Raw genomic sequence first — 23,519 nt, forward strand, 5'->3', positions numbered from 1 at the left:
GGGTCCGATGCGGAACGTGCGCATCTTAGCCGCTCGCGCGGCGGCTTCAGTCCGCGCCGACGATCTCGCGGTACAGCGCGAGCGTGGCCGCCTGCATGTCGGCGAGGCGGTAGCGTTGCAGCGGCGCGATCGGCGGCGCCGCGCGCAGCAGTTCCGCGGCGCGTTCGGTCAGGCGTTCGCGATCCTGCGGCGGCACGCGCCCGGCGGGATACAGGTCGGCGAGCAGTTCGCCGACGCCGCCATGGTCGTAGCCGAGCACGGGCCGGCACAGCGCGAGTGCCTCGATCACCGTGCGGCCGAACGATTCGGGCTTGTTCGACAATTGCAGCACGAGTGCCGAGGCGGCGAACACGTCGCGCGCATCGTCGCGCTGCGCGCTGATCGCGATCTGGTCGGCGACGCCGCGTTCGACCGCGAGGCGCTCGAGTTCGGCGACGTAGGCCTCGCGCCCTTCCTGGCGCGCCCCGAGCAGCAGCAGCCGGGTCGGGATGCCGCGCGCCTTGAGGTCGGACACGAGCTCGATCGCGTCCGCATGGCCCTTGAGGCGCGTGCCGCGGCCGGGCAGGGTCAGCAACGGTGCGCCGGCGAGCTGCGGGAACTCGGCGAAGAACCACTCGCGCCAGGAATTGTCGGCGAGGTAGCCGAACGGGTAGTCGCCCGGATCGATCCCGCGCGGGATGACCACGAGCTTGCTCGGATCGGTGCGCGGGTAGTTGCGCAGGAGGTAGTCGCGCACCGTGTTCGACACGCAGATGACGCGCTCGCCGCGGGTCATGACCCCGCTGTAGATGCCCGGACTGTTCAATCCGTGCGCAGTTGTGACGAAATGCGGCTGCGGCTTGAGGCCGCGGACCGCGAGCCAGCCGACCCATGCGGGCATGCGCGAGCGCGCGTGGACAACGTCGGCGCCGACCTCGCGCAGCAGCGCGCGCAGCTTCGGCACCTGGGCGAGCGCGCGCAGCGACTTCGCGCCGATCGGCATCACCCGGTGCTCGCTGCCCTCGCGCACGGCCCGTTCAGCCATGCGGCCGCCGGCCGAGACGATGATCGAACGATGGCCGGCGTCGACGAGGGCGCGCGCGACCTCCAGCGCCGAACGCTCGGCGCCGCCGGCCTCGAATGCAGGCAGCAGCTGGACGACGGTCAGGCGGCGCGCGGCCATGCGGCTCCGTATCGGATCAGGGTTCGAGGTCGTATTCGGCGCCGCAGTACGGGCATTTCGCATGCCCTCCCTGCTCGGCGATCGGCAGGTAGACCTTGGGATGCGAGTTCCACAGCGACATGCCGGGCATCGGGCAGCTCAACGGCAGGTCGGCGCCGGAGACCCGGTAGCGGTTCTCGGCGTTGGCGGGAATCGTCCTTTCCGCCGCGGGATTGGGTCGCGACATGCTCTACTCCATGGACAGAGCTTTGCAGTTTACCAGCACAAGACATGCCAACGAGTATGTGAAGCGCTTCACGGCATCGCCGTGACTCGCCCGCAGGCACGCCCACCGGCCGCGTAGCCTAGAATGCCGCGGCCTTGTTCGATACCCCATCGACCAGCAACGGGAGGGCATAGTGGACATCAACAAGATGATTGCGCGCGTGAAGGCGATCCTGCTCACGCCGAAGACCGAATGGCCGGTCATCGCGGCCGAGCCGGCGACGGTACCGGACCTGTACAAGAACTGGATTGCGATCCTCGCGGCGATCCCGGCGATCGCCGGCTTCATCAAGGGCAGCATCATCGGCACGAGCCTGCTCGGCGTGACCTATCGCGCCGGCATGGGCGCGGGCATCAGCGCCGCGATCGTCGGCTATGCGCTCGCGCTCGCGATGGCGTACGTGATGGCGCTGATCATCGACGCACTCGCGCCGAACTTCGGCGCCGAGAAGAACCCCGTGCAGGCGCTCAAGACCGTCGCCTACGCCTGGACCGCGAGCTGGGTCGCGGGCGCGGCGCAGATCATCCCGGGCATCGGCTGGCTGATCGCGCTCGCGGGCGGCATCTACGGCATCTACCTGCTCTACCTCGGCCTGCCGTACACGATGAAGGCGCCGCAGGAGAAGGCGGGCGGCTATACGGCCGTTAGCGTGATCATCGCGATCGTGCTGAGCTGGATCTGCGGGCTGATCGTCGCCGGCATCATCGGCACCGGCATGGTGGTCGGCGCGGGCGCCGGCGGCGTCCGCCTCGGCGACGCCGGTGGCAGCGTCACGATCGACGCGGACAGCGCCCTCGGCAAGCTCGCCGCGGCGGGCCAGAAGATGGAAGCCGCGAGCAAGCAGCTCGAAGCCGCGCAGAAGTCCGGCGACGCCGACGCGCAGGCGAAGGCGATGGGCGCGGTGATGGGTGCCGCGATGGGCGGCGGCGACCAGGTCGAGGCGCTGTCGCCCGACCTGCTCAAGCCGTTCGTGCCGGCGACGCTCGCTGGCCTCCCACGCACCGACTTCTCGGCCGAGAAGAACGGTGCGATGGGCATGCAGGTTTCGGAAGCGCACGCGACCTATTCGGACGATGCTTCGGGGCGCTCGCTGCGCCTCGAGGTCACCGACATGGGCTCGGCCAAGGGCCTGATGGCGATGGCCGGCTGGGCAGCGCTGCAGCAGGAACGCCAGACCGAGCATGGCTACGAGAAGACCTACAAGGTCGACGGCCGACTCGTGCACGAGGAATGGGACGGCCAGGACAAGCACGGCGAATATGGCATCGTGCTCGGCGACCGTTTTTCGGTGAAGGTCAGCGGCAACGCCGAGAGCATGGACCAGCTCAAGGCCGCCGCGGCGAGCATCAACCTCGCCGGCCTCGAAGCGCTGAAGGCGCAAGGCGTCAAGAAGGGCTGAGGCGTCACTCCTCGGCGGACGAGGGCCCGGAGGAGTGATGCGGGAGCAACTGTCTCCGCCGGTCGACGCTTCGAAAATCCCCGTTCGCGCTGAGCGCAGCCCGCGGAGCGGGCGGAGTCGAAGCGCCGCCTCGAGGACGACGGCCCTTCGACTCCGGCTGCGGCCTGCGCCCAGGGCGAACGGATGAAATTCCCGCCGCACGCGCGGCATTTCTCTGGAAGCGGCGGCAGCCGCGATGCTTTTCGGACCTCGGCCCCCGGCCCTCGAAAGGCGGCTTCCGCCACTCGCACTGCAACCGGATCCGCTTCGCGCGATCAGCTCTTCGGCTTGAGGCTCTCGGCGTAGGCCTTCGCCTCGATCGCCTCGGTGGTGATGCGCAGCTGGATGTCGTCGCTGACCGCAGGCACGTACTTGCCGATGCCGAAGTCGGAGCGCTTGATCGTCGCGCTCGCGTCGAAACCGGCGGCCTGCGCCTTGCGCATCGGATGCTCGCCGGCCTTGTTGACCGTCACGTCGAGTACGATCGGCCTGGTCACGCCGTGCAGGGTGAGGTCACCGGTGACCTTGAGATGGCCTTCCGCCGCGCCCTTCTCGACCTTCGTGCTCTTGAACGTCGCCTGCGGATACTTCGCCGCGTCGAAGAAGTCCGGCGATTGCAGGTGCTCGTCGAGCTTGGGCACGTTGCTGTTCACGCTGGCGAGCGGGATCTTCACCTCGACGCTGCCCTTGGTCGGGTTCGCCGCATCGAAGTCGAGCGTGCCCTCGACCGAGCCGAACTGCGCGGTCGGATTGGAGAAGCCGAAATGGTTCCAGCTGAAGACGACCTGCGTATGGCCCGGGTCGAGCGTATAGGTCGTGGCGAACGCGGGTGCGGCGGCGAGCGCGAGCGCGCTGGCGAGGAAGATGCGGCGGAACATGGACGAGCTCCTTGTTGGATGAACGATGGAAACCGGAGACGGCGGAATCGGCGATGAATGCAAGGCCGTCGCGCTACGGCATGGGCATACCAGCCTGACCCTGCAAGGATGTGGCATGCCCCGGAGACCGACAAGGCACGCGGCGTCGATACAGCGTTTCCACGGGCGAACGATGACGCATCGTCGCGCGACCCCGCGCCGTCGGCTAGGCTGAGGCGATGGGTGCGACCAGTTCCTGTTGGGCGATCAGCGACGGTGCCGCAGGCAATGCGCGGCAGGCGCTCGCGCTCGCGCGCGCACTCGGCGTAGTGGCGGAGCCGGTCGAGATCGTGCTGCGCGAACCCTGGGACACGTTCGCGCCGCGCTTCGCGTTCGGCGCGGCGCACGCCGTGCGCACCCGCGATGGTCGCGCGTTGCACGCCCCGTGGCCCGACCTCGCGATCGGCTGCGGCCGGCGCGCGGCGCTCGTCACGCGCGCGCTGCGCGCGTGGAGCGGCGGACGCACCTACACCGTGCAGATCCTCGATCCGCGCATCGCGAGCGATGCGTTCGACCTCGTGATCGCGCCGCAGCACGACCGCGTCGGCGGCAACAACGTGATCGGCAGCATCGGCGCGCTCAACCCCGTCGACCCGAGCTGGCTCGCCGAAGGCCGCGCGCGCTTCGCCGACCTCGCCGCACTGCGGTCACCACGCACCGCCGTGCTCATCGGCGGCTCGAACCGCGCGCAAACGCTCGACGCAGCGTATTTCGACGGCCTGCTCGAGCGGCTCGTCGCCTTGCACGAGGTCGACGGCGGCAGTTTCCTCGCCAGCGTCTCGCGGCGCACGCCGGCCGCGGTCGCGGCACGCCTGCGCGCGCGCTTCGCGTCGATGCCGGGACGCTTCTGGGGCGGCGACGCCGACGGCGACAATCCGTACGCCGGTTTCCTCGCCCATGCCGATCGCCTCGTCGTCACGCCGGACTCGGTCAACATGCTGTCCGAAGCCTGCGCGACCGGGAAGCCGGTCTACACCTGGGCCGCGCGACCGATCCGCGGCAAGCTCGCCGCATTCCATGACGAGCTCGTCGCGAGCGGCCACCTGCGCCGCCTCGGCGTTACCGACACCCGGCCTCGACCGCCGCCACTCGCTGAAACCGCCGCGATCGCCGAACTCGTGCGCACGCGCTGGCACGCCGCCCGCGCCACCGCCAGCCCGTAGGTGGGGCGCAGCGGCACGAAGCTGCAGATGAATGCGAGATTTCACCGCCAGTCCCGCCGCATGCCGTCGCACCGCCACGACCGCCGGTGGGAGCTGCGCGGCTGCTGCGCCCTACAGCGGCGGGCGGATGCGCAACTCGGGCCGCGGGCGCGGTCCGTCGTGCGGGCCGTGGTCGAACGGTGGATAGCCGAGTTCTTCGCGCATCGCCGCGTAGCGATCGGCGAGCGCGAGCAGCTCGCGGTATGCCCGTAGCGCTGCGTCGCGCTGGCGCTCGGACGCGAAATCGTAGCTCGGCGGATCGGCATGCATCGGCTGCAACGCGGCATCCCCGTCCGCGGTGAGCGCTTCGGCTTCACGCAATGCCTCGAGCGCCTCGCCGAGCACGCGCATCGCGACGCGGTAGCGCACCCAGCGATGGTTGCGCCAGCCGGTCACGCTGCCCGGCGGCGGCTCGGGCCGCGCGTAGTGCGCGAGCAGCAGTTCGCCCGCGCGCGCGCCGCGCGTGGCGATGCGGTGGATCAGCGCAGGCGCCATGCGCAGGTTGAGGCCACCTTCGCTCGCGCGCAGGCGCACCGCGACGACGCGATCGCGGTAGCCGGGAATCGCCAGCTGCATGCTGTCGGTCCAGTCCTGCATCGTCATGACGATCGCGCCGAGGAAGCCGCGCAGGCCGCCACGCTCGACCGGCACCGTGCGCGTCGTCGCGCCGCTGCCGTTGTGGTCGGGCATCCAGACGAAATCGTCCGGATCCTGCGCCTGCGCGGGGAGGTATTCGGCATCGACGAGATTGATGCCGAATGTCGGCCGCGACGGCACCAGTGCGTCGAAGTAGTGGATCGGGAAATTGCTGCAGATGCCGCCGTCGGAGAACCACACCCGTTCGGCCGCGCCGATCCAGCGCCCACGACGCGAGGGATCGGGCCCCATGCGCGTGCGCCACAGCGGCACCGCCGACAGCAGCAACGGGAACGCGAGGCTCATGCGCACGGGCACGATCACCGGCAGGTCTTCCATCGCCGGCAGGCGATAGCGGCCGGCGAGTTCGCCGTGGTCGATACGCTCGGGGGAATGCGCGACGAGCGCGTCGACGATGCTCGCCGGGAACAGCGCGCGCATCTCGTCGGCGTCGAAGCAGAAGGCCTCGCTCTCGAGCGGGAAGCTGTACGGCCGACCATGGCTCAGCGCGGTGGTCATGAGGCGCAGGTCGATCGCGCGTTCGTCGGCGTGCAGGCGAGCCGACGCGGCGACGTAGTCCCGGGCGGGATCGTGCCCGCGCCAGAGGTCGCCGAAGCACAGCGGCCGGTCCGGCGGGAGACCGGCGAGCGACTGCAGCGTCGCATGCAGCCACGGCGTCAGCGTGTCCGCGTCGTCGCCGAGGCCGGAGCACAGCCCGTAGCCGTTCGCGGGGATAGCGCGCAGGGCATGGCCGACGATGCACGCGGCGAGCCCGAGCGCGAAGACGAGCAGGCCGAGCACGAGCGCAGCCGCACTCGCGAGCCACGCCAGCACGCCGCCGGCAGCGGGGTCGATGCGCGCCGCGAGCGGCGCGACGACGACCGCGGCGACGAGCGCCGAGGCGAAGGCCGCGAGCGGGAAGTGGCGCACCGCCGCGCAGGACCAACGCACGATGGCGAGCGACCAGCGCGGCTGTTCGGGCATGAGCCCGGCGACGAGCAGGTGGTAGAGCCGCGCGGTTTTCGGCTGCGGGCGGAACAGGCGGAACAGGCGCGTCGCGCCCCGTTCGGTGCCGTCGTCGGTCTGCGCGAGCAGGTCGGGCAGGACTTCGAGGCGTTCGAAGCCACCGCGATCGCGGCCGTACTCGGCCGCTGCCGCCGCCGCGGCGGCGATCGCCCCGGCCGACGCGCCACCGACGCTGCGCAGGCGATAGTGCGCGGCGAGCCGCGCGATCGCGCGCGGATAGACGATGCCGCTCGCGATGCCGCCCTTCATCACGAGATCGCATTCGGGACGTTCGCTCATCGCAGTTCCTTGCCGCCCGCTCTCGCCCGCATTTTTACACTTCCGGCCGGGTCGCGGCCGACGCTCGACGACGGCGCCTTCGCTCCGGAAGAATCACTCGAACCCGAACCCCGCCACCCGGCACGCCACCATGATCGCGGCCGCGTCGTGCTCGACCGCGTCGTCACGCGCGACGACGCGCGGCCGTGCATCGAGCGTGCAGCGGATCGCGCGTGCGAGCAGGCCCGCATGCGCGTGGGCGAGCGCGGTCGCGGTCTCGTCGTCGAGCACGTGCGCACTGCGCAATGCCTCGATGAGCGCCGCATTCGCGCCGTTGGCAAGCAGCGCCGGATGAGCCGCCGCATGCTGCAGCACGAGGCCCTGCAGCAGGAACTCGAGGTCGACGAGCCCACCGCCACCCTGCTTGAGGTCGAACTCCGTCGCGTTCGAGCGGTCGCGTTCGGCGCGCCAGCGCGCGCGCATCGACACGACGTCGTCGCGCAGTTTCGCCGCATCGCGTGGCTGGGCGAGCAGGTCCGCGCGCAGTTCGGCGTAGCGGCGCGCGAGCACGGCGTCGCCGGCCACCGCGCGTGCGCGCACGAGCGCCTGCAGTTCCCAGGTCCAGGCGCGCTCGCGCTGGTAGGCGGCGTAACCGTCGAGGCTCTGCACGAGCATGCCCTTGCTGCCGTCCGGACGCAGGCGCACGTCGACTTCGTAGAGCCGCCCCGCGCGCGTGAGCGTGCCGAGCAGGTGCACGACGCGCTGCGCGAGCCGCGCGTAGTAGCGCGCGCCATCGAGCGGCTTGGCGCCGTCGGATTCACGCTGCGCGCGCGCGCCGTCGTAGAGGAAGACGAGGTCGAGGTCGGAGCCGAAGCCGAGCTCGCGGCCACCGAAACTGCCGTAGGCGACGACGATGAGGCCACTGCCCTCGCCGCCGCTGCCACCGTCGATGCGCCCGTGCGCCGCGGCCATGTCGCGTTCGGCGATGTGCAGCACCGCGCCGACGACCACCTCGGCGACGTCGGCGAGTTGCGCCGCGGCGCTGCGGGCATCGAGCCGGCCGCCGAGGAAGGCGAGGCCGATGCGGAACAGCGCCGACTGGCGCTGCTCCTGGATCGCTTCGATCTCCGCCTCCGGGTCGGCCTCCGCGATCATGCCGAGGCGGCGCGCGAGTTCGTCGCGGATCGCGGTTGCGTCGGGCGCTTCGGCATCGACGCGGTCGTCGAACAGGTCGTCGAGCAGCAGCGGATGGGCGATCACGCGCTCGGCGAGGAACGCGCTCGCGGCGAACACCGCGCTGAGCCGGCGCAACGCGGCGGGCTGTTCCTCGAGCAGCGCGAGATAGACCGAGCGGCGCAGGATCGCCTGCACGAGGCGCAGCAGGCGCGCGAGGCAGCGCGCCGGATGCTCCTGCGCACACGCGGCGGCGAACAGCGCCGGCATCACCGCGTCGAGGCGCTCGCGCGCGCGCGCCGACATCGTGCGCAGCGCGGCGCCGCCGAGCAGCGCCTCGAGTTCCGTCACGACCTCGCCCGGCGGAGCGAAACCGGCGGCGGCGACCGCGCCAGCATCGACGCCGTCGGCGAGCAGTGCACGCCAGAACTCCGGCCAGCGCGCACGCGCCTGCCGCGCGTCGTTGCGCGCGTCGACCGCCATCAGTGCGGCGAACTCCTCGGCCACGGCCGCGCGGTGCCGGCGCAACTCGGGTTCGAGCGCGTCCCAGCCGGCATGGCCGAGTGCGAGCGCGATGCGCTCGCGCTGCTCGGCATCGGCGGGGATCTCGTGCGTCTGCTGGTCGGCGAACATCTGCACGCGGTTCTCGAGCCGGCGCAGGAAGCGGTATGCCTCGCGCAGCCGCTGCGCGCGCGCGGAGGGAATGAAGCCGAGCTGCTCGCACGCGGCCAGCGCGGGCAGCAGCCCACGCGCGCGCAGGGTCGGCTCGCGCCCGCCGCGGATCAGCTGCACGAGCTGCACGATGAACTCGATCTCGCGGATGCCACCGGGGCCGAGCTTGAGGTGGTCGGCGAGATCCTTGCGCGCGACCTCGGCGTCGATGAGTGCCTTCATCTCGCGCAGGCCCGCGAACGCGGTGTAGTCGAGGTAGCGGCGGAACACGAACGGGCGCAGCGTGTCGAGCAGGCGCGCGCCGCCGGCGCGGTCACCGGCGACCGGGCGCGCCTTGATCCACGCATAGCGCTCCCAGTCGCGCCCCTCGCGCTGGAAGTACTGCTCCATCGCGTTGAACGACAGCGCGAGCCGGCCGGCAGTGCCGAACGGCCGCAGGCGCAGGTCGACGCGGTAGACGTAGCCGTCGACGCTGTGGTCGGCGAGCAGGCCGACCAGCGCCTGGCCGACGCGCGTGTAGTACGCGGTCGCGTCGAGCGGGCGCGCACCGTCGCTGTCGCCGTGTTCGGCGAAGGCGAACACGAGGTCGATGTCGGAGGAAAAGTTCAGCTCGCCGCCGCCGAGCTTGCCGAGGGCCAGCACGACCATGCGCTGCGGCCGGCCGCGCGCGTCGCGGATCACGCCGTGGCGTTCGCCGACCTGGCGCTCGGCGCCGCGCAGCGCGGCCTCGAGGCAGCTCTCGGCGAGCACCGAGGCACCGGCGAGCGTCGTTTCGATCGCGTCGGCGCCGGTGACGTCACGCCAGATCAGGCGCAGCGCCTCGCGCAGGCGGAAGCGCCGCAGCAGGCGGCGCAGTTCGCCGGCGTCGTGCACGTCGTTGAACACACCCGCGCGCGCGTCCGCGTGGCGCGGATCGCTCATCAGCTGCAGGAAGTCGGGGCCCAGCAGTTGCGGGTCGCGCAGCAGGCTCTGGTAGGCGAAATCGCTGGCGAGCAGCACGGCCGACAGGTGGTCGTCGACGCCGGCGTCGTCGTGGAACGGCACGCTCGCCTCGCGGCACGCCGCCTCGAGCCGCGACAGGCGTTCGTTGAGGAAGGCCGCGGTGCGGCGCGGCCAGCGGGTCGGTTCGAGCATGCCCGCATTGTGGCAGCAGGCTCGCGCGGCCAGCCAGCGTCCGGCGCGCTGCCACCGACTTTGCAAAAACTAACGCCGAATTAATCCTGCGTTGCCACGCCCGTGGCATTGTCGCGCCCTCCATGGCCCTGCCCCTCCCATCCATCGCTCGCGACGGCTGGCGCCCTGCGGTCGAGCGCGAAGGCATCGCGCTCGGCGGCTGCGCACTGCTGCTCGTGCTGCTCGTCGCGCACCTCGACCCCGGCATCGACCTTGCGGGCGAGGCAGCGCTGTGGCCGATGCTGCGCCTGACCATGCTCAACGCGATGCCGGCGCTCGCCCTGTTCGCCCTGCTGCTGGCGCTGTCGCGCCGGCTGCTGCTCTCGACCTGGCTCACCCTGCTCGCCCTCGTCGCGCTGTACGGCGCGAATGCCGCCAAGCTCGGTGCGTTGAGGATGCCACTGCTGCCCGGCGACCTGCGCTTCCTCGCCACGCCGGGTCCGGCGGCGCGCCTGTTCGTGCAATACCTGCACGTGGATGCCGCGCACGCCCTGCTCGCCGCGGGCATGGTCGCGGCGACGCTCATGCTGTGCCGCGAACGCCGCCTGCGCGCGCTGTCGGGCTGGCGGCGCCCGGTGACCGGTGCCGTCGCAGCCGTGTTCGGCGCGAGCCTGATGGCGGGCGCCACGCCGTGGCGCCTCGTCTACGTCGAGGCGGCGAGTGGTTTCCAGCCTTGGGCGCTCGACCAGAGCGCGGCGAGCACCGGCCTGATCGGCGGCCTGCTCGTCTACCACTGGGAGCTCGGCGGCGGCGACGTGCCGCCGGCCGATCGCGCCGCGGCGATCGCGATGCTCGAGGCGCATGCACCGGACCTGCGTGCCGGCCTCGCGCACACGACGTCGAGTGAAACCCTGCCCGACATCGTCGTCGTGCAGAGCGAATCGCTGTTCGATCCCGCGCGCCTGCGCGACATGCTGAGCGGACGCTTCCTGCGCGCGTACCACGCGCTCGCGCGCCGCACGACCAGCGGCGAGCTCGGCGTGCCGACGTTCGCGGGCGGCACCATCCGCACCGAGTTCGAGGTCCTCACCGGTGCGCCGCTGGCGAGCCTCGGCGGCGTGCAGTACCCCTGGCTCGAACTCGATCGCGAGACCTATCCCGGCCTCACCCGCGTACTCGACGCGCACGGCTATCGCAGCGTCGCGGTGCACCCGAATGCAGCCGCGTTCTGGAATCGCGCCCAGGCCTATCCGGCGCTCGGCTTCGAGCGCTTCGTCGATGCGGCGTCGTTCCCGACCGATCGCATCGTCGGCCTGTTCACGTCGGACGCGGCGCTCACCGAGCGCGTGCTCGAGGAACTCGACGACGATGGGCCGCCGCAATTCCTGTTCGCGATCAGCATGGAGAACCACGGTCCCTTCGACTGGCGACCGGGCCTCGATCCGCAGCGCCTCGCCGACCTGCCGATCCCCGAGCGGCTCGACCCCGGCGCGCGGCCGTGGCTCGCGAACTACCTTTACCTGCTCGACGATGCCGACCGCGAACTCGCGCGCCTCGCCGACGCGCTCGCGCGGCGCAAGCGGCGCACCTTGCTGCTGTTCTACGGCGACCACCTGCCCGACCTCGGCCCGGTCTATGCCGAACTCGGCTTCGACGACGGACGCGACCCGAAGCAGCAGCCGGTGCCTTGGTTGCTCTACGACAACCGCAATCCGCGCGCGCATCGCCTCGACACGCGCGCGTGGATGCTGCCCGGCCTGCTGCTGCAGGCGGCGGACATCCACGACGGCGGCTGGTTCGACCTGCTCGCCACCCTCGCCCACTCGCCCGACTTCGACCCGGATGATCCGCGCGACGCGGCCGGCATCGACGCGCTCGCGCGCCTGCACCTGCGCGGCGAACTGCAGCCGTTGCTCGACGACGCGCTCGGCCTCGTGCCCGCGTCCGTCGACCCCGGCTGAGGTTCGCATTGCCCGCGGACGGACGCCCTGCGCTATCGCGATGTCGAACGCAGGCCGTGCTCCGCGCGTCGCCGCCGCACGACCAGCGCGCCACCCAGGCCGAGCAGGCCGGCGAGCACGCCCAGCGCGAACGGCCCCGGGCCCGGCGCCGCGACCGGCGCACCCGCCGGCATGCCGGCGTCGTCGTCGATGATCGTACCGACCGCTTCCGCGTCGCCGAGCAGCGCGCCGACCGGCGCGGACAGGCGCACGAGGAAGGTTTCGTCGGCTTCGGGCACGGTGTCGCCGATGACCGGCACCTGGAACACGACCGAGGTCGTGCCCGGCGGGAACGACAGCGTCGCCGTCGTCGGCGTGTAGTCGACGCCCGGCGTCGCGGTGCCGAGGTCGGTGGCGACGTCCACGCTGACGCTGGCGGCGGACGGCACGTCGAGGACGAGGTCGAAGCTCATGAGTGCGCTGCCGACGTTGCCTTCGGCGCGGCTCGCATCGGCGATCGATATGCGCGGCAGGCCGCCCGCGCCGGCGCCGCCGAGGAAACGCGCGACGAGGAACTGGTCATCCGAGCTGCTCGGGTTCGGGCCACGATCGGATCCGGCGACGACGATCGCGCCGTCGGCCTGCACGGCGACCGCCTCGCCGAACAGGTCGGTCGGCGCGTCGACGAGCCGCGCCCCCGCGTTGCCGAAACCGGCATCGGGCGTGCCGTCGGGCGAGACGCGGAACACGAGCAGCATCGAGCCGTCCGCGACGCTGATCGCGTTGCCGGCGACGACGAGCGCGCCGTCGCCCTGCACCGCGATCGCGTTGGCGAAGATCTGCTGCGCGGACTGGCTCGCCGCCGTCAGCGTGAACACGCCGCCATTGCCGAACGCCGGGTCGAGGTTGCCATCGGCGAGCAGGCGCAACACGACCGCGTCGGTCAGGTGATGGCCGACGGCGACGATGCGGCCGTCGGCGAGCACGCGCAGGTCCTCGATGCCGAGGTCCGGGCCGAGTTCGGCGCGGCCGTCGCCGGCGAAGGTGGGATCGGGCGTACCGTCGGTGGCGAAGCGCGCGATGATGCCGCCACCGGTGTCGCCGGTGCCGCCGAGCAGCGGCTTGCCATCGGCCTGCAGCGCCGCTGCCGCTGCGGCATGGCTGTCGATGCCCGCGACGGCGAAGCCGGCGTCGCCGAACAGCGGCGCCGGCATGCCGAGCGTGTCGAGCAGGAGCCCGCCCGCGTCGAGGTCGATGCTGCCGTCGAGGTAGCCGGCGATGAAGAAGCCGGACGGCGCCGACGCGAGTGCGAGGCCGACATCGGTACCGCCGCGTCCACTCGTCATCCAGCCGTTGCCATGGTTGCCGAAACTCGTGTCGACGCTGCCGTCCTGTTCGAGGCGCAGCGCGGCGAGATCGCTCGCCGTCGCGATCGTGAACGATGTGCCGGCCACGACGATGCGGCCGTCGCCCTGCAGGACGACCCCGTACGCGTCGTCGTCGCTGCCGGCGACGTAGCCTTCGCTGACACGGCCACCGTTGCCGAACGATGCGTCCGGCGCGCCGTCGGGGTCGAGGCGGAGCACACCGAAGTTGCCGTCGATCACGTTCACCGAGCTCGTGCCCGCGACGACGATGCGACCGTTCGCGTCGATCGCGACGGCCGTCGCGCGCGCGCCGGCGCCGGGCATCGGATCGCGCACCAGCCCGCCGATGCCGAAGGACGGGTCGAGGTCACCGGGGGCCGCGATGGCGGTGATCGGGACCGCGGTCGATGCGAGCAGCAGGGCGACGATCGACGGCAAGGGCGTTTGCTTTTGCATGCGTGTTCTCCGGTCGGTGCAAGGGTGGCCCGGCGCGCTCACGGCGCCGGGCAGGTCTCGGCTTGGGCGTCGTCGAAGCCGTGCGCGAAGATCTGGTCGCAGGCGTAAGGCACGCACGCGGAATACTCGGAGGTGTTGCCCGCGGGCGACGTCGCGGTCGCGGTGATGACCTGGCCCTGGAGGGAGCTCGTGCTCCCGATCGGCAGCTCGAACAGCACCGTGCCGTTGTGCGGCGGGAGCATCGTCGCGCCGGTCACCTCGATGTCGTGGTGACCGAGGTAGCGCGCCGCGCCGCCCTGGCCGCCCGCGCCGCAGGCCGGGCCGGCGAAGAACTCGATGCGGTGGACCCCGTTCCAGCTCGACAGCGAACCCGTCACGCGGCCGGCGCGACGCGTGCCCCACGCCGCGTCGAGCACGGGGAAGTTCTGGTCGCAGTTCGCCTGTGCGCATGGACCAGGCGGGATCGGCGGACCGTCGTAGTCGATCGGGTTCATCCCGCTGGGATCACGCAGGTCGAGGTCGAACACGCCGTTCGCGTGCATCCGGTTGCCCGAGAAACGGTTGCCCGCCGCGCCTGGCTGGAGGATCACGCCGCTGTAGCCGTTGTACGCGACCTGGTTGTCGTTGAACGCGTTGTCGTTCGCGTCGGCGTAGACCATGACGCCGTGCGTGTTCGGCAACGCGTAGTCCGGCGAACACGGCGGCAGGCAGATCGCGAACGCCTTGGTGCCGATGCGGTTGCCGACGACGAGATTGTCGCTGCCGTACACCTGCAGGCCGTCGCCATTGCCGGAGATGAGGTTCTTCAGCACCACGCCCAGGTTCGTCGCCACGCGCAGCCCGATGCGATGGCCATGCGCGCGGTTGCCGTCCGGGTAGGTGCCGATCAGGTTGCCGATGACGAGATGGCCGTCGCCGCTGCCGCCGAGATGGATGCCGTAGCCGTTGCCCGCGGCCGGGTCCGGGTGGCCGGCGATCGAATTGCGATCGGCGGGATCGATGCCGCCGATGTGGACGCCATCGGCCGTACCGTTGACGAAGATCGCGTTGACGTTGTCGTTGCCACCGAGCAGGCCGGGATCGTAGCGGCCGAAATGATTGCCGCGCACGACGTGTCCGCTGCCCGCCTGCAGCAGCACCGCGTCGTCGAAGCCGCCGATCGAGAGGCCGCGCAATTCGAGCTTCGTGCCCGCGGGCGCGCCGGGCGGCACGCGGAACGCATGGCTGACCTGGCCGCCGGCGCCGGCGATCTGGATCATGTAGGTCGCATCGTTCGACCACGCGCTCGCGTTCGGCTGCGCGCCGGACTGGGTGAAGCCGTCGATGCGCATCGGCGTGACGATGTCCGGATACGGCGACTGCGCGATCAGGATCGCGCCGGTGTTGCCCGGGATCGCGAAGCGGATCGTGTTGAAGTTCGGCAGCGAGTTCGCGTCGAGGATCGCCTGGCGCAGCGAGCCCGACCCGCTGTCGCCCGCGTGCGTGACGACGAGCTCGGTCACGTCGACGACGCTCGACTCGTACGCGCCGCGATCGACGGCACTGCCGATCCGCCGCGGGCCGCCGTCGATGTCGACCGCGGGCAGGCCGCCCGCGGGCGTGTCGTAGCCGCTGTTGATCGCCGGCGACGACGGTTCGATCGGCCGGCCGCTCGCGTCGAGCGCGGGGTCGACCTGCAGGTTGCCGACGTTCGTCGCGAGCGGCACCGCGATGCCGCCCCAGATGTTGTGGTACGCACGCACGATCGGCACGCCGCTGGTCGGGTACAGGCTGAAATCGGTGCCGGAACTGCCCCACATGATGTTGTTGCTGATCTCGAACGTCGCCGTCTCGCTCTCGCTCCAGCGGTGGAGCGCGAGTGCGCCGCCCTGTGTCGCGTCGAGGAACGTGTTGTTGTCGACGTAGGCGTCCGCGGCGAGCGCATGCGGCGACAGTGCGAGCACGGTGCCGTAGCGCACGCGCAGCAGGTTGTTCTGGAACACGAGGTCGCCGCAGGCGTTGTCGACGCGGAAATCGCCGTATGCGGTATCGACGATCGTGCGTCGCCAGTTCACTTCCTCGCCGTAGGCGAGGCAGCTGCCGGGGGCAGTGACGCGCAGGACTTCGGTGGCGTGGAAGCGTACGCCCTCGACGGTGAGGCCCAGCCCGGCCTGGTACAGCTCGAGCTGCAACGCACCGAGCCCGTCGATGACCGTGTTGGCCGGATCGACCGTGCGCGCGCTGCAGTCGCCGTTGTAGCCACCGAGCAGGTTGAGCCGGTTCGCGAGCACGATCGTCTCGCTGCCGCTCCAGGCGTACGTCTGCGCGACGAGTCGCAACGTGACCGTGCCGCCGGACTGGAGCGACTGCGCCTGGTGCAGGCCGTCGACGAGGTCGGCGAGCGTCTGCACGCAACGCTCGAGCGCGGCGACGGGGGCGGGCAAGGCGGCGAGTGCCACCGCGACGATGAAAGCAGCGCGGCGCGTCGCCTGCGCGATGGGGCGATGGGGCATGGCGTGTTTTCCGGCAGCCTGTGACACCGCACGAAACCCGCGCCCGCCGCGAAACGAACACGCGTTCGTTCGCGCGCTCCCGCGGGTTTCCAAGAGCGAGGCAGGAACCGACCCATGACCGCGATCTGCATCAGGCCGCCCTTCGCCCGCGGCATCGGCGTGCCGCGGGCCACGCCGCATGCCCGTGCTATAACCCCGCCCATGGATGCCGCGGGCGACACGACGCAGCAACTGCTGCACCGCATCCGCGCGGGCGACGCGCACGCGCGCGAACGCCTGCTCGCGCGCTACCTGCCGATCCTGCGCCGCTGGGCGCACGGACGGTTGCCGCGCAATGCGCGCGACCTCGTCGACACCGACGACCTCGTCCAGGTGACCTTGCTGCGCGCCGCGAACCAGCTCCCCCGCTTCGAGTACGCCGGCTGCGGCTGCTTCCTCGGCTACCTGCGACACGTCCTGCTGAATGCATTGCGCAACGAAATCCGCCGCTCCGCGCCGCGCACCGGCGGCGAATCCACCGGGGCGGACGTGCTCGTCGACGAGGACGGGCTGACGCCGCTCGAGGCCGCCGTCGGCCGCGAGCGCGTGCGCCGCTACGAAGCCGCGCTCGCGACGCTGCCACGGCGCAGCCAGGAACTGCTCGTCATGCGCATCGAGTTCGGCTTCGATTACGACGACATCGCCGACGAGACCGGCCTCGGCCGCGACGCGGTGCGCATGGCGGTCAAGCGCGCGGCGGCGAGCCTCGCGCGCGCGATGGACGCGGAGGCGCACGGCGATGGCGCGCACTGATCCGTCGATCGAACGCCTGCTCGAGCGCATCCTCGAGGCCGCGCCCGCCGACGACGCGCTGCTCGATGCCGCGAGCGGCGTCGATGCGCGCCAGGCCGAGGCCTTGCGCACGCTGTCGGACATCGCGCGGGCGTTCCGGGATTTCGACACCGCACCACGCGCGCCGGCGCTGTTCACCTGGGGTCCGCTCGCGGTGCAGGAAAGGATCGCCGACGGCGCCGCCAGCGAGGTGTTCCGCGCGTTCGACCCCGGGCTCGGGCTGCCGGTCGCGCTGAAGCTGCTGCGCGCCGGCGACGGCGCGCCACCCGCGCGCATGTTCCTCGACGAAGCCCGCTGCCTCGCCAGGGTCCGCCATCGCAATGTCGTGCGCGTGTTCGGCGCAGCGGTGCACGACGGTCGCGCCGGGCTCTGGTGCGAATGGATCGAGGGGCGCAGCCTCGCCGCGTGGATCGTCGCCGACGGCCCGCTCGGCGCGGAGGAAACGATCGTCGTCGGCCGCGCGCTGTGTCGTGCACTCGGCGCCGTGCATGCCGCCGGCCTGCTGCACGGCGACGTGAAACCCGACAACGTGCTGCGCGAACGCGGCGGGCGCATCGTGCTCGCCGACCTCGGCGCCGGCGGCGAACCCGCGCACGTCAATGCACTGCTGCGCAGCACCGCGACGCCCGCATTCCTCGCGCCCGAAGTCCTCGCGGGTGCATTGCGCACGCCCGCGCACGACCTGTACGCACTCGGCGGCCTGCTGCAGTTCCTCCTCGACGGCCGCGTGCCCGGTCCCGATCGATCCGACCCGCCTGCCCGCCACGACGTGCCAGCCGCGTTGCGCGCGGTGATCGCGCGCGCACGCGATGCGGACCCGGCGCGGCGTTTCGCGGATGCCGCGGCGATGGAGCAGGCGCTCGCCGACGCGCTGCCCGGTCACGCGCAGGCGCCAGCTGCGCCGCGCGCCGGGCGCCGCGGCCTCGCCATCGCCGCGAGCGTCGCCGTTCTCGCGCTCGTCGTTGCCGGTTCCATCGCGCTGCGACCCGCCTCCGGCCCGCCGCAGGCCGAGGTCGAGTTGCTGCTGCAGCATGACGCTGCCATCGCGCCCGCCGCGGATGGCACGCAGGTTGCGCTCGGCGACCGCCTCGCCTTCAGCGTGACGAGCCGCGAGCCGGTCTGGCTCTATGCATTCAATGCGGACGACGCCGGCGTGCTGACGCGACTGTTCCCGTTGCCGGGCCTCGACACGACCAACCCGCTCCAAGCCGGCCGCCACGAGATCCCCGGGCGCGCGCGCGGGCGCAACCTGCGTTTCGAGGTCTCGTCCAGCGCGGCCGCGGAGGAATTCCTGCTCGTCGCCGCGACCGCGCCACTCGCGCGCCTCGATGCCTTCGATGCGGCCGACGGCCGCGTCGACGCCGACGTGCGCACGCGCAGCGTCGGCCGCGCCGTGCCCGCGACGACGGGTCCGACCGACGCACGCCTCGACGCGCTCGCCGCGGAACTCGCCGCGGACCGCCGCGTGCGGACCTGGCGCTACCGCCTGCCCCATCGCGATTGAGCCGCACCGGCGCGACGGCGACATGCCGGCGCCGCGTCCGCGCGCTATGCTCGAACGACCGACGGGGAGCTTCGGCATGTCCACGGCGCAGACGACCCGGTATCGATGGCTGCATGCGGCGACCCTGCTCGTCGCGATCGGCGTGGCGGCGAATGCGACGAACGCCGTGCCGGCGATCGCCGCGAGTGACGCGTCGGCCGACGCCGCGGACATCGAGGAGAACGCCGAAATCGCGGCAATCGGCCAGTTGCTCGCCGCCGGCCACGGCGATGAAGCCCTGGCGCGCGCGCAGGCGCTCGCGCGACGCGCGCGCACGGCGCGCCTGCCGCCCGCGCGCGAAGCCGCGATCCAGCTCGCCCTCGCGCGCGCACTCGATCACACCGAGGTCCAGCACGAAGCGGTGGTCGCGGCCACCGACCGCGTGCTCGCGCTGCTCGGCCCGGACCAGGCTGACACGCCGCCGGCGATCACCGCGCGACGGCTGCGCGGCGTCGCCCACGCACGCATGCGCAAGCCGGCGCTCGCACTGGCCGACCTCGAGCAAGCGGTCCGCGCGACGCGCGAACGCGACGGCGCCGAAAGCATCGACCACGCGGATGCGCTGTACGACCTCTCGCTCGCGCAACGCACGGCGGCCGACTACGGCGGCGCGATCACCTCGCTCGAGACCGCGCTGGCGATCCGCCGCAAGGCCGCGCCCGACGATCGCGTCGCGCTCGCGCGCGGACTGATACGCCTCGGCCAGACGCAGCGCATCAGCGGCGACCTCGATCGCGCCGAGGCGAACTACCGCGAAGCGCTCGCGCTCGACGAGGCGTCGCCCGATCCGAGCGGACGCAACGGCGCGGTCGTGCTGTATGCCCTCGGCAATCTCCACCGCAACCGCAACGAGGCCGATCGCGCGATCGCCTACTATGAACGCGCGGTGCGCGCGTTCGAACGGGCATACGGCACCGATTCGCCGATGCTCGCCGTGGTCCTCAACAACTACGGCAACGCCGAAAGCCTGCGCGCGGGACGCGGCGAGGCCGCGGTCGCGCTGTTCCAGCGCGCGCTCGACATCGCCGAGCGCACGCACAGCCAGGATCCCGGCCACTACATGCCGGTCGCGAACATCGCGATGGTGCGCATCTGGCAGCACCGCTACGTCGAGGCGGAGGCAGGCTTCCGCCGCGCACTCGAGCGCTTCGCCGACGCGCCGGCCGCGAGCGAGACCACGCCGCTGTTCGCGCAGCACGGCCTCGCCGCCGCGCTGTGGGGCCAGGGCCGGCACGCCGAGGCGTTCGCCGCTGCGTCGAGCGCCGAGGCGACGCGGCAGGCGGCCGTGCGCGCGGTCGCGGCGAGCCTGTCGGACCAGCAGGCACTCGCGTTCCAGGAGCAGGATTACGAAACGCTCGATCACGCGATCGCGATCGCCATCGACAGCGGCGACGCCGGCCTGGTCGAGCGCGCGTGGTCGCTCGCGATCAGCGCACGCGGCCAGCTCACCGCGATCCAGGCCGCGCGCCTCATGCAGGCGCGGGCGAGCGGCGACGCGAAGCTGCGCGCCTTGTGGCAGGACTGGCTCGAGGCGAGCTCGGCGCTCGAGCGTGCACGCATCGGCGCCGACGCGTCGGTGCGATCCGCCGCGCAGGCGCGCCTCGAACGGGCCGAACGGCGCCTCGCGATCGCGCTGCCGCAGGCCCGCGAGCTGTCGACGCGCGCGATCGGCATGGCCGAACTGCGCGCGGCGATGCCGCGCGGCACGGCGCTGGTGTGGCTGCACGATCTCGCCCATCGCAAGCCGGATGATTTCGCCAATGCCGCGGTCGACGTCGAGGACCCGGAAACCTGGGCCTTCGTGTTGCCGCCGGACGGAGCTCCGGTCGCCACGATCGCGCTCGGCCCCGCCTCGGTGATCGCGAACGAACTCGAGCAATGGCTCGCGTCGATGCAGAACCCGGCGGGCGGCAGCGATCTACTGCGCCAGCGCGGCCAGGCGCTCGCCGCGCGCGTGTGGGCACCGATCGCCGCCAAGGTCGCAGCGCAACGCATCTTCGTCGTCGCCGAGGGGCCGCTGCTGCGCCTGCCATGGCCGGCGTTGCCGGACGGCGACGGTTACCTCGTCGAGCGCGACCTCGCGTTCCACCTGCTCAACGACGAGCGCGAACTGCTCGCGCCGCCGGTCGCGCCGCGCGCCAGGCACGCCCTGCTCGCCGTCGCCGACCCGAACGATGCCGCGACCGGCGCGGTGATACCGGCGAAGGCGCGCTGCGGCGAGGCGCGCGCACTGCCGGCGCTGCCCGGCGCACGCCGCGAGGTCGCGCGCCTGGAACGCCTGTTCCGCAGGGGCGACGCCGCGACGCCGATGCTGTCGTTGCTCGGCGACGCCGCGAGCGAGGCACGCTTCCGCCGCGAGGCACCACGCGCGAGCCTCGTCCATCTCGCCACGCACGGCATCGCGCCGGCCGCGGACTGCGCCGACGACGACGGCACGCGCGGCGTCAGCCTCACCGCCGAACCCGATGCGCGGGCGACGGCGCCGACCGCGCTCGTGCTCGCGACGCCGCGCGACGGCGGCGAGGACAGCACCAACGACGGCCTGCTCGGCGAACTCGAGATCGCCGCGCTCGACCTCTCCGCCGTGCGCTGGGCCGTGCTCGCCGCGTGCTCGACCGCTGCCGGCGCGACGCACCGCTACGAAGGCCTGTACGGCCTCGCGCGCGCATTCCGCCTCGGCGGCGCGCGCACCGTGCTGCTCAGCCGCTGGCCGGTCGACGACGAAGCGACCGCGCAGTGGAGCGAGGCGCTCTACCGTGCGCGCCTGCACGATCGCGCCGACACGCCGACGGCGATGCAACGCGCGCAACGCGTCGTGCTCGCCGCGCGCCGCGCGCGCGGCGACAGCGATCATCCTTGGTACTGGGCCGGCTTCTTCGCGCTCGGTGACTGGCGGTAGGCGCTCGCGACGTCACGCCCGGCGATCGCCGCGGCGACCCATTCGCCGGTTTCGACGCCGCCTTCCATGAAACCCTGGTTGTCGAACGCGCAGTGCTCGCCGGCGAAGTGCAGGTCGCCGACGCGTTCACCGACCGCACCGCGCAGCGTCGTCCATTGCCCGGGCGTGAAGCAGGCGTAGCTGCCTTTCGTCCACGCGTGCGTCGGCCAATGGAAACGCGCCTCGCGCGCACCGTCGCGCGCGGCGGCGATGCCGGGCCAGATCGCCTCGAGCTGCGCGGCGGCCGCATCGGCCTGCTGCTTCGGCGTGCCGCTGCCGACGTCGACGCCATGCCGGCCGCCGACGAAGTTGGTGAGGATGCCCGCCGCGCCTGCCTGCATGCGGCTGGTTTCCCAGGTCGTCTGCAGCGGCAGGTCGCTGTAGGTCGCGCCGCCGCTCGCGTAGCGCGTGCGCCAGACGCGCTCGCCGAAGCCGATCATGAGCTTGGCATTGGTGCCGTAGCGCAGTTCGGCGATCGCCTTGCGCTTGGCCGGCGGCAGCTCGAGGTCGAGGCGCACGTCGCGCAGGGTCGTGAACGGCACGGCGAGCACGACGCGATGCGCACGTCGTTCGAACGCGGCGGCACCGCGCCGGAACGAGAGCACGTAACGGCCGCTGTCGTCGCGACGCAGTGCCTCGAGCACCGCGCCCGTGGTGATCGCGTCGTCGACGCGCCGTGCGAGCGCGTGCGGCACGAGGTCGTTGCCGCCACGCACGTGGTACCGCTCGTCGCTCGCGCCGAAGATGCGGAACGCGTCGGTGCCGGGATCGATGAAGGTGAGGAAGTTGAGCGCCGACTGCTCCTCGCACTCGAGGCCCATCTCGGTCGTGTAGGCGACCTCGATCAGCGCGCGCAGCCAGCCGTCGGCGCCGTTGCGGTCGAGCCAGGCGCTCATCGATTCGCGATCGAGCGCCTCGGCGCCGCCGGGCGCCGCGTACGTGATCTGCTCGTCCGGCAGGGCCGACGCGTCGCGCGCGATCGCCTGCGCGAGCGGCGCGAATGCGGCGAGGATCTCCGGATCGGAATAACGGCGGCCGCCATGGAACCAGATGTCGCCATGCGCCGCGGTCGGATCCTCGGCGAGGTCGTCGAGCACGAGGCCGAGTTCGGCTGCCAGCGAGCGCATGCGCGCGTGGCCGCTGTCGACCAGCTCGCCGCCGAGTTCGCACACCTGGCCGTCGGCGTGGCCACGCAGGCTGAACATTCGGCCGCCGACGCGCTCCTGCGCTTCATACAATGCGACCGGCACGCCGGCCTGGCGCAGCCGCCAGGCGCAGGTGAGCCCCGCGATGCCGGCGCCGACGACGATGACCGCGTCGGCCCCGTCGCCGCGCGGGCGCAGCGCCGCCGGCGTGCACGCGGCGAGCGCGAGCGCGGCCGAGGCACCGAGTGAATCGCGCAGGAAACGTCGCCGCGCGTGGTCGATGCGTGCCTCGCGCTCGCGCGCGATCGCCTCGTCGAGCGGCTCGCCGCTGCGCGCGCAGTGCGCCGCGATCGCGGCGCCGCGCCGCAGCAGGTCCACCAAGGCCGTACGTGCCATGCCGCCCTCCCCAGGTTGCCGGTCGGCGCGAGTATGCACCCGCGCGAGACGACCGCGTCGGTGGCCCGCGACGACGCCCGACTGCGTGGACCTTCGCAGGAGGATCACGTCATGACCTGCCGGCACCCGCGTCCGACCCTCGTGCGCGCATGCGTCGCGCTCGCCTTCGGCGGCGCGTTCGCCGCGAACACGCCGATGCAGGCGCGCCATGCCTTCGCGCGCACCGCCTTCACGATCGCCGCCGCTGGCGGCATCCGCGCACCTGCCGTGCAGGGAGGCGGCGCCGGCCGACTCGAGCTCGGCGTGCAGGGCGAGGTCCGGCTCGCCCTGCCCTACTGGAGTGGCATCGTCGCCGGATATCCCGGGGCCGGCCTCACTGGCGGCGACGGTGACGGCGACCGGCCGGACATCCGGTTCGACGGCATCGACCTGACCGGCCGGCGCGTCGCCGCGGGCGGCAGCAACGACGAAGCCTCGGCCTGCTATCGAATGGGGGCGCGCATGCGTGTTCGAACCCTGCAGGGCCGGCGTCGATGCGCGACGCGATGA

Annotated in this window: 15 protein-coding genes; 7 read left to right on the forward strand and 8 right to left on the reverse strand. The window is 72.2% G+C overall.

The genetic code is table 11. The features are described from left to right. Nucleotides 1-46: 46 nt before the first annotated feature. Nucleotides 47-1,162, reverse strand: a complete 1,116-nt coding sequence (locus EV148_RS15280; protein ID WP_131999715.1) for a glycosyltransferase — start codon at nucleotides 1,160-1,162, stop codon at nucleotides 47-49. 16 nt (nucleotides 1,163-1,178) lie between these two features. Continuing rightward, nucleotides 1,179-1,388 (reverse strand): zinc-finger domain-containing protein, encoded by a 210-nt coding sequence (locus EV148_RS15285; RefSeq protein ID WP_131999716.1) that lies wholly within the window; start codon nucleotides 1,386-1,388, stop codon nucleotides 1,179-1,181. 172 nt (nucleotides 1,389-1,560) lie between these two features. Here EV148_RS15285 and EV148_RS15290 point away from each other — a divergent pair, with 172 nt between their 5' ends. Continuing rightward, a complete protein-coding gene (locus EV148_RS15290) occupies nucleotides 1,561-2,826 on the forward strand; it encodes a Yip1 family protein (RefSeq protein ID WP_131999717.1) in 1,266 nt (421 codons plus the stop codon). Nucleotides 2,827-3,140: 314 nt separating this feature from the next. Here EV148_RS15290 and EV148_RS15295 read toward each other — a convergent pair whose 3' ends face one another. After that, nucleotides 3,141-3,743: a YceI family protein gene (locus tag EV148_RS15295; protein WP_241988116.1), complete on the reverse strand. Its 603-nt coding sequence runs from the start codon at nucleotides 3,741-3,743 to the stop codon at nucleotides 3,141-3,143. Nucleotides 3,744-3,961: 218 nt separating this feature from the next. Here EV148_RS15295 and EV148_RS15300 point away from each other — a divergent pair, with 218 nt between their 5' ends. Further along, nucleotides 3,962-4,945, forward strand: coding sequence for a mitochondrial fission ELM1 family protein (locus EV148_RS15300; RefSeq protein WP_131999719.1), 984 nt, complete (start codon nucleotides 3,962-3,964; stop codon nucleotides 4,943-4,945). Between the two features lie 111 nt (nucleotides 4,946-5,056). Here the strand turns inward: EV148_RS15300 and EV148_RS15305 are convergent, their stop codons facing one another. Both EV148_RS15305 and glnE read right to left on the reverse strand, forming a co-directional pair. Further along, on the reverse strand, nucleotides 5,057-6,925 hold the full coding sequence (locus tag EV148_RS15305) for a patatin-like phospholipase family protein (protein ID WP_131999720.1): 1,869 nt from the start codon (nucleotides 6,923-6,925) through the stop codon (nucleotides 5,057-5,059). Between the two features lie 93 nt (nucleotides 6,926-7,018). Continuing rightward, a complete protein-coding gene (gene glnE, locus EV148_RS15310; RefSeq protein ID WP_131999721.1) occupies nucleotides 7,019-9,883 on the reverse strand; it encodes a bifunctional [glutamate--ammonia ligase]-adenylyl-L-tyrosine phosphorylase/[glutamate--ammonia-ligase] adenylyltransferase in 2,865 nt (954 codons plus the stop codon). A gap of 122 nt (nucleotides 9,884-10,005) precedes the next feature. Here glnE and EV148_RS15315 point away from each other — a divergent pair, with 122 nt between their 5' ends. Further along, the gene (locus tag EV148_RS15315; RefSeq protein ID WP_131999722.1) at nucleotides 10,006-11,823 is read left to right on the forward strand and encodes an LTA synthase family protein; all 1,818 of its coding nucleotides are present in this window, start codon (nucleotides 10,006-10,008) and stop codon (nucleotides 11,821-11,823) included. Nucleotides 11,824-11,855: 32 nt separating this feature from the next. Here the strand turns inward: EV148_RS15315 and EV148_RS15320 are convergent, their stop codons facing one another. Both EV148_RS15320 and EV148_RS15325 read right to left on the reverse strand, forming a co-directional pair. Then, a complete protein-coding gene (locus EV148_RS15320) occupies nucleotides 11,856-13,625 on the reverse strand; it encodes a Calx-beta domain-containing protein (protein ID WP_158287495.1) in 1,770 nt (589 codons plus the stop codon). A 38-nt stretch (nucleotides 13,626-13,663) separates the two neighbouring features. After that, complete coding sequence (locus EV148_RS15325; protein WP_131999724.1) at nucleotides 13,664-16,117, reverse strand: NosD domain-containing protein; 2,454 nt, start codon at nucleotides 16,115-16,117, stop codon at nucleotides 13,664-13,666. A gap of 114 nt (nucleotides 16,118-16,231) precedes the next feature. Between EV148_RS15325 and EV148_RS15330 the strand changes: the two genes are divergently transcribed. The 3 genes from EV148_RS15330 to EV148_RS15340 all read left to right on the forward strand — a co-directional run bounded on the left by EV148_RS15330 (nucleotide 16,232) and on the right by EV148_RS15340 (nucleotide 21,390). Further along, complete coding sequence (locus tag EV148_RS15330) at nucleotides 16,232-16,909, forward strand: RNA polymerase sigma factor (protein WP_131999725.1); 678 nt, start codon at nucleotides 16,232-16,234, stop codon at nucleotides 16,907-16,909. Then, nucleotides 16,896-18,452: a serine/threonine-protein kinase gene (locus tag EV148_RS15335; RefSeq protein WP_131999726.1), complete on the forward strand. Its 1,557-nt coding sequence runs from the start codon at nucleotides 16,896-16,898 to the stop codon at nucleotides 18,450-18,452. Before EV148_RS15330 ends, EV148_RS15335 begins: the two co-directional genes overlap by 14 nt. Nucleotides 18,453-18,528: 76 nt before the next feature. Beyond that, entirely contained in the window at nucleotides 18,529-21,390 is a 2,862-nt protein-coding gene (locus EV148_RS15340) for a CHAT domain-containing tetratricopeptide repeat protein (RefSeq protein ID WP_131999727.1), read from the forward strand. Here the strand turns inward: EV148_RS15340 and EV148_RS15345 are convergent. After that, nucleotides 21,342-22,970, reverse strand: coding sequence for a flavin monoamine oxidase family protein (locus tag EV148_RS15345; protein ID WP_131999728.1), 1,629 nt, complete (start codon nucleotides 22,968-22,970; stop codon nucleotides 21,342-21,344). The genes EV148_RS15340 and EV148_RS15345 overlap by 49 nt on opposite strands. A 111-nt stretch (nucleotides 22,971-23,081) precedes the next feature. Between EV148_RS15345 and EV148_RS15350 the strand changes: the two genes are divergently transcribed. Continuing rightward, entirely contained in the window at nucleotides 23,082-23,519 is a 438-nt protein-coding gene (locus tag EV148_RS15350; protein WP_131999729.1) for a hypothetical protein, read from the forward strand.

The sequence above is a fragment of the Dokdonella fugitiva genome (genome assembly GCF_004342425.1).
Classification (GTDB): Bacteria; Pseudomonadota; Gammaproteobacteria; order Xanthomonadales; family Rhodanobacteraceae; genus Dokdonella_A; species Dokdonella_A fugitiva.

Bases quoted from the DNA above. Each gene is read 5' to 3' on its own strand.
- EV148_RS15280 (WP_131999715.1), bottom strand. From the start codon at position 1,162: ATGGCCGCGCGCCGCCTGACCGTCGTCCAGCTGCTGCCTGCATTCGAG.
- EV148_RS15285 (WP_131999716.1), bottom strand. From the start codon at position 1,388: ATGTCGCGACCCAATCCCGCGGCGGAAAGGACGATTCCCGCCAACGCC.
- EV148_RS15295 (WP_241988116.1), bottom strand. From the start codon at position 3,743: ATGTTCCGCCGCATCTTCCTCGCCAGCGCGCTCGCGCTCGCCGCCGCA.
- EV148_RS15300 (WP_131999719.1), top strand. From the start codon at position 3,962: ATGGGTGCGACCAGTTCCTGTTGGGCGATCAGCGACGGTGCCGCAGGC.
- EV148_RS15305 (WP_131999720.1), bottom strand. From the start codon at position 6,925: ATGAGCGAACGTCCCGAATGCGATCTCGTGATGAAGGGCGGCATCGCG.
- glnE (WP_131999721.1), bottom strand. From the start codon at position 9,883: ATGCTCGAACCGACCCGCTGGCCGCGCCGCACCGCGGCCTTCCTCAAC.
- EV148_RS15315 (WP_131999722.1), top strand. From the start codon at position 10,006: ATGGCCCTGCCCCTCCCATCCATCGCTCGCGACGGCTGGCGCCCTGCG.
- EV148_RS15320 (WP_158287495.1), bottom strand. From the start codon at position 13,625: ATGCAAAAGCAAACGCCCTTGCCGTCGATCGTCGCCCTGCTGCTCGCA.
- EV148_RS15325 (WP_131999724.1), bottom strand. From the start codon at position 16,117: ATGCCCCATCGCCCCATCGCGCAGGCGACGCGCCGCGCTGCTTTCATC.
- EV148_RS15330 (WP_131999725.1), top strand. From the start codon at position 16,232: ATGACCGCGATCTGCATCAGGCCGCCCTTCGCCCGCGGCATCGGCGTG.
- EV148_RS15335 (WP_131999726.1), top strand. From the start codon at position 16,896: ATGGCGCGCACTGATCCGTCGATCGAACGCCTGCTCGAGCGCATCCTC.
- EV148_RS15340 (WP_131999727.1), top strand. From the start codon at position 18,529: ATGTCCACGGCGCAGACGACCCGGTATCGATGGCTGCATGCGGCGACC.
- EV148_RS15345 (WP_131999728.1), bottom strand. From the start codon at position 22,970: ATGGCACGTACGGCCTTGGTGGACCTGCTGCGGCGCGGCGCCGCGATC.
- EV148_RS15350 (WP_131999729.1), top strand. From the start codon at position 23,082: ATGACCTGCCGGCACCCGCGTCCGACCCTCGTGCGCGCATGCGTCGCG.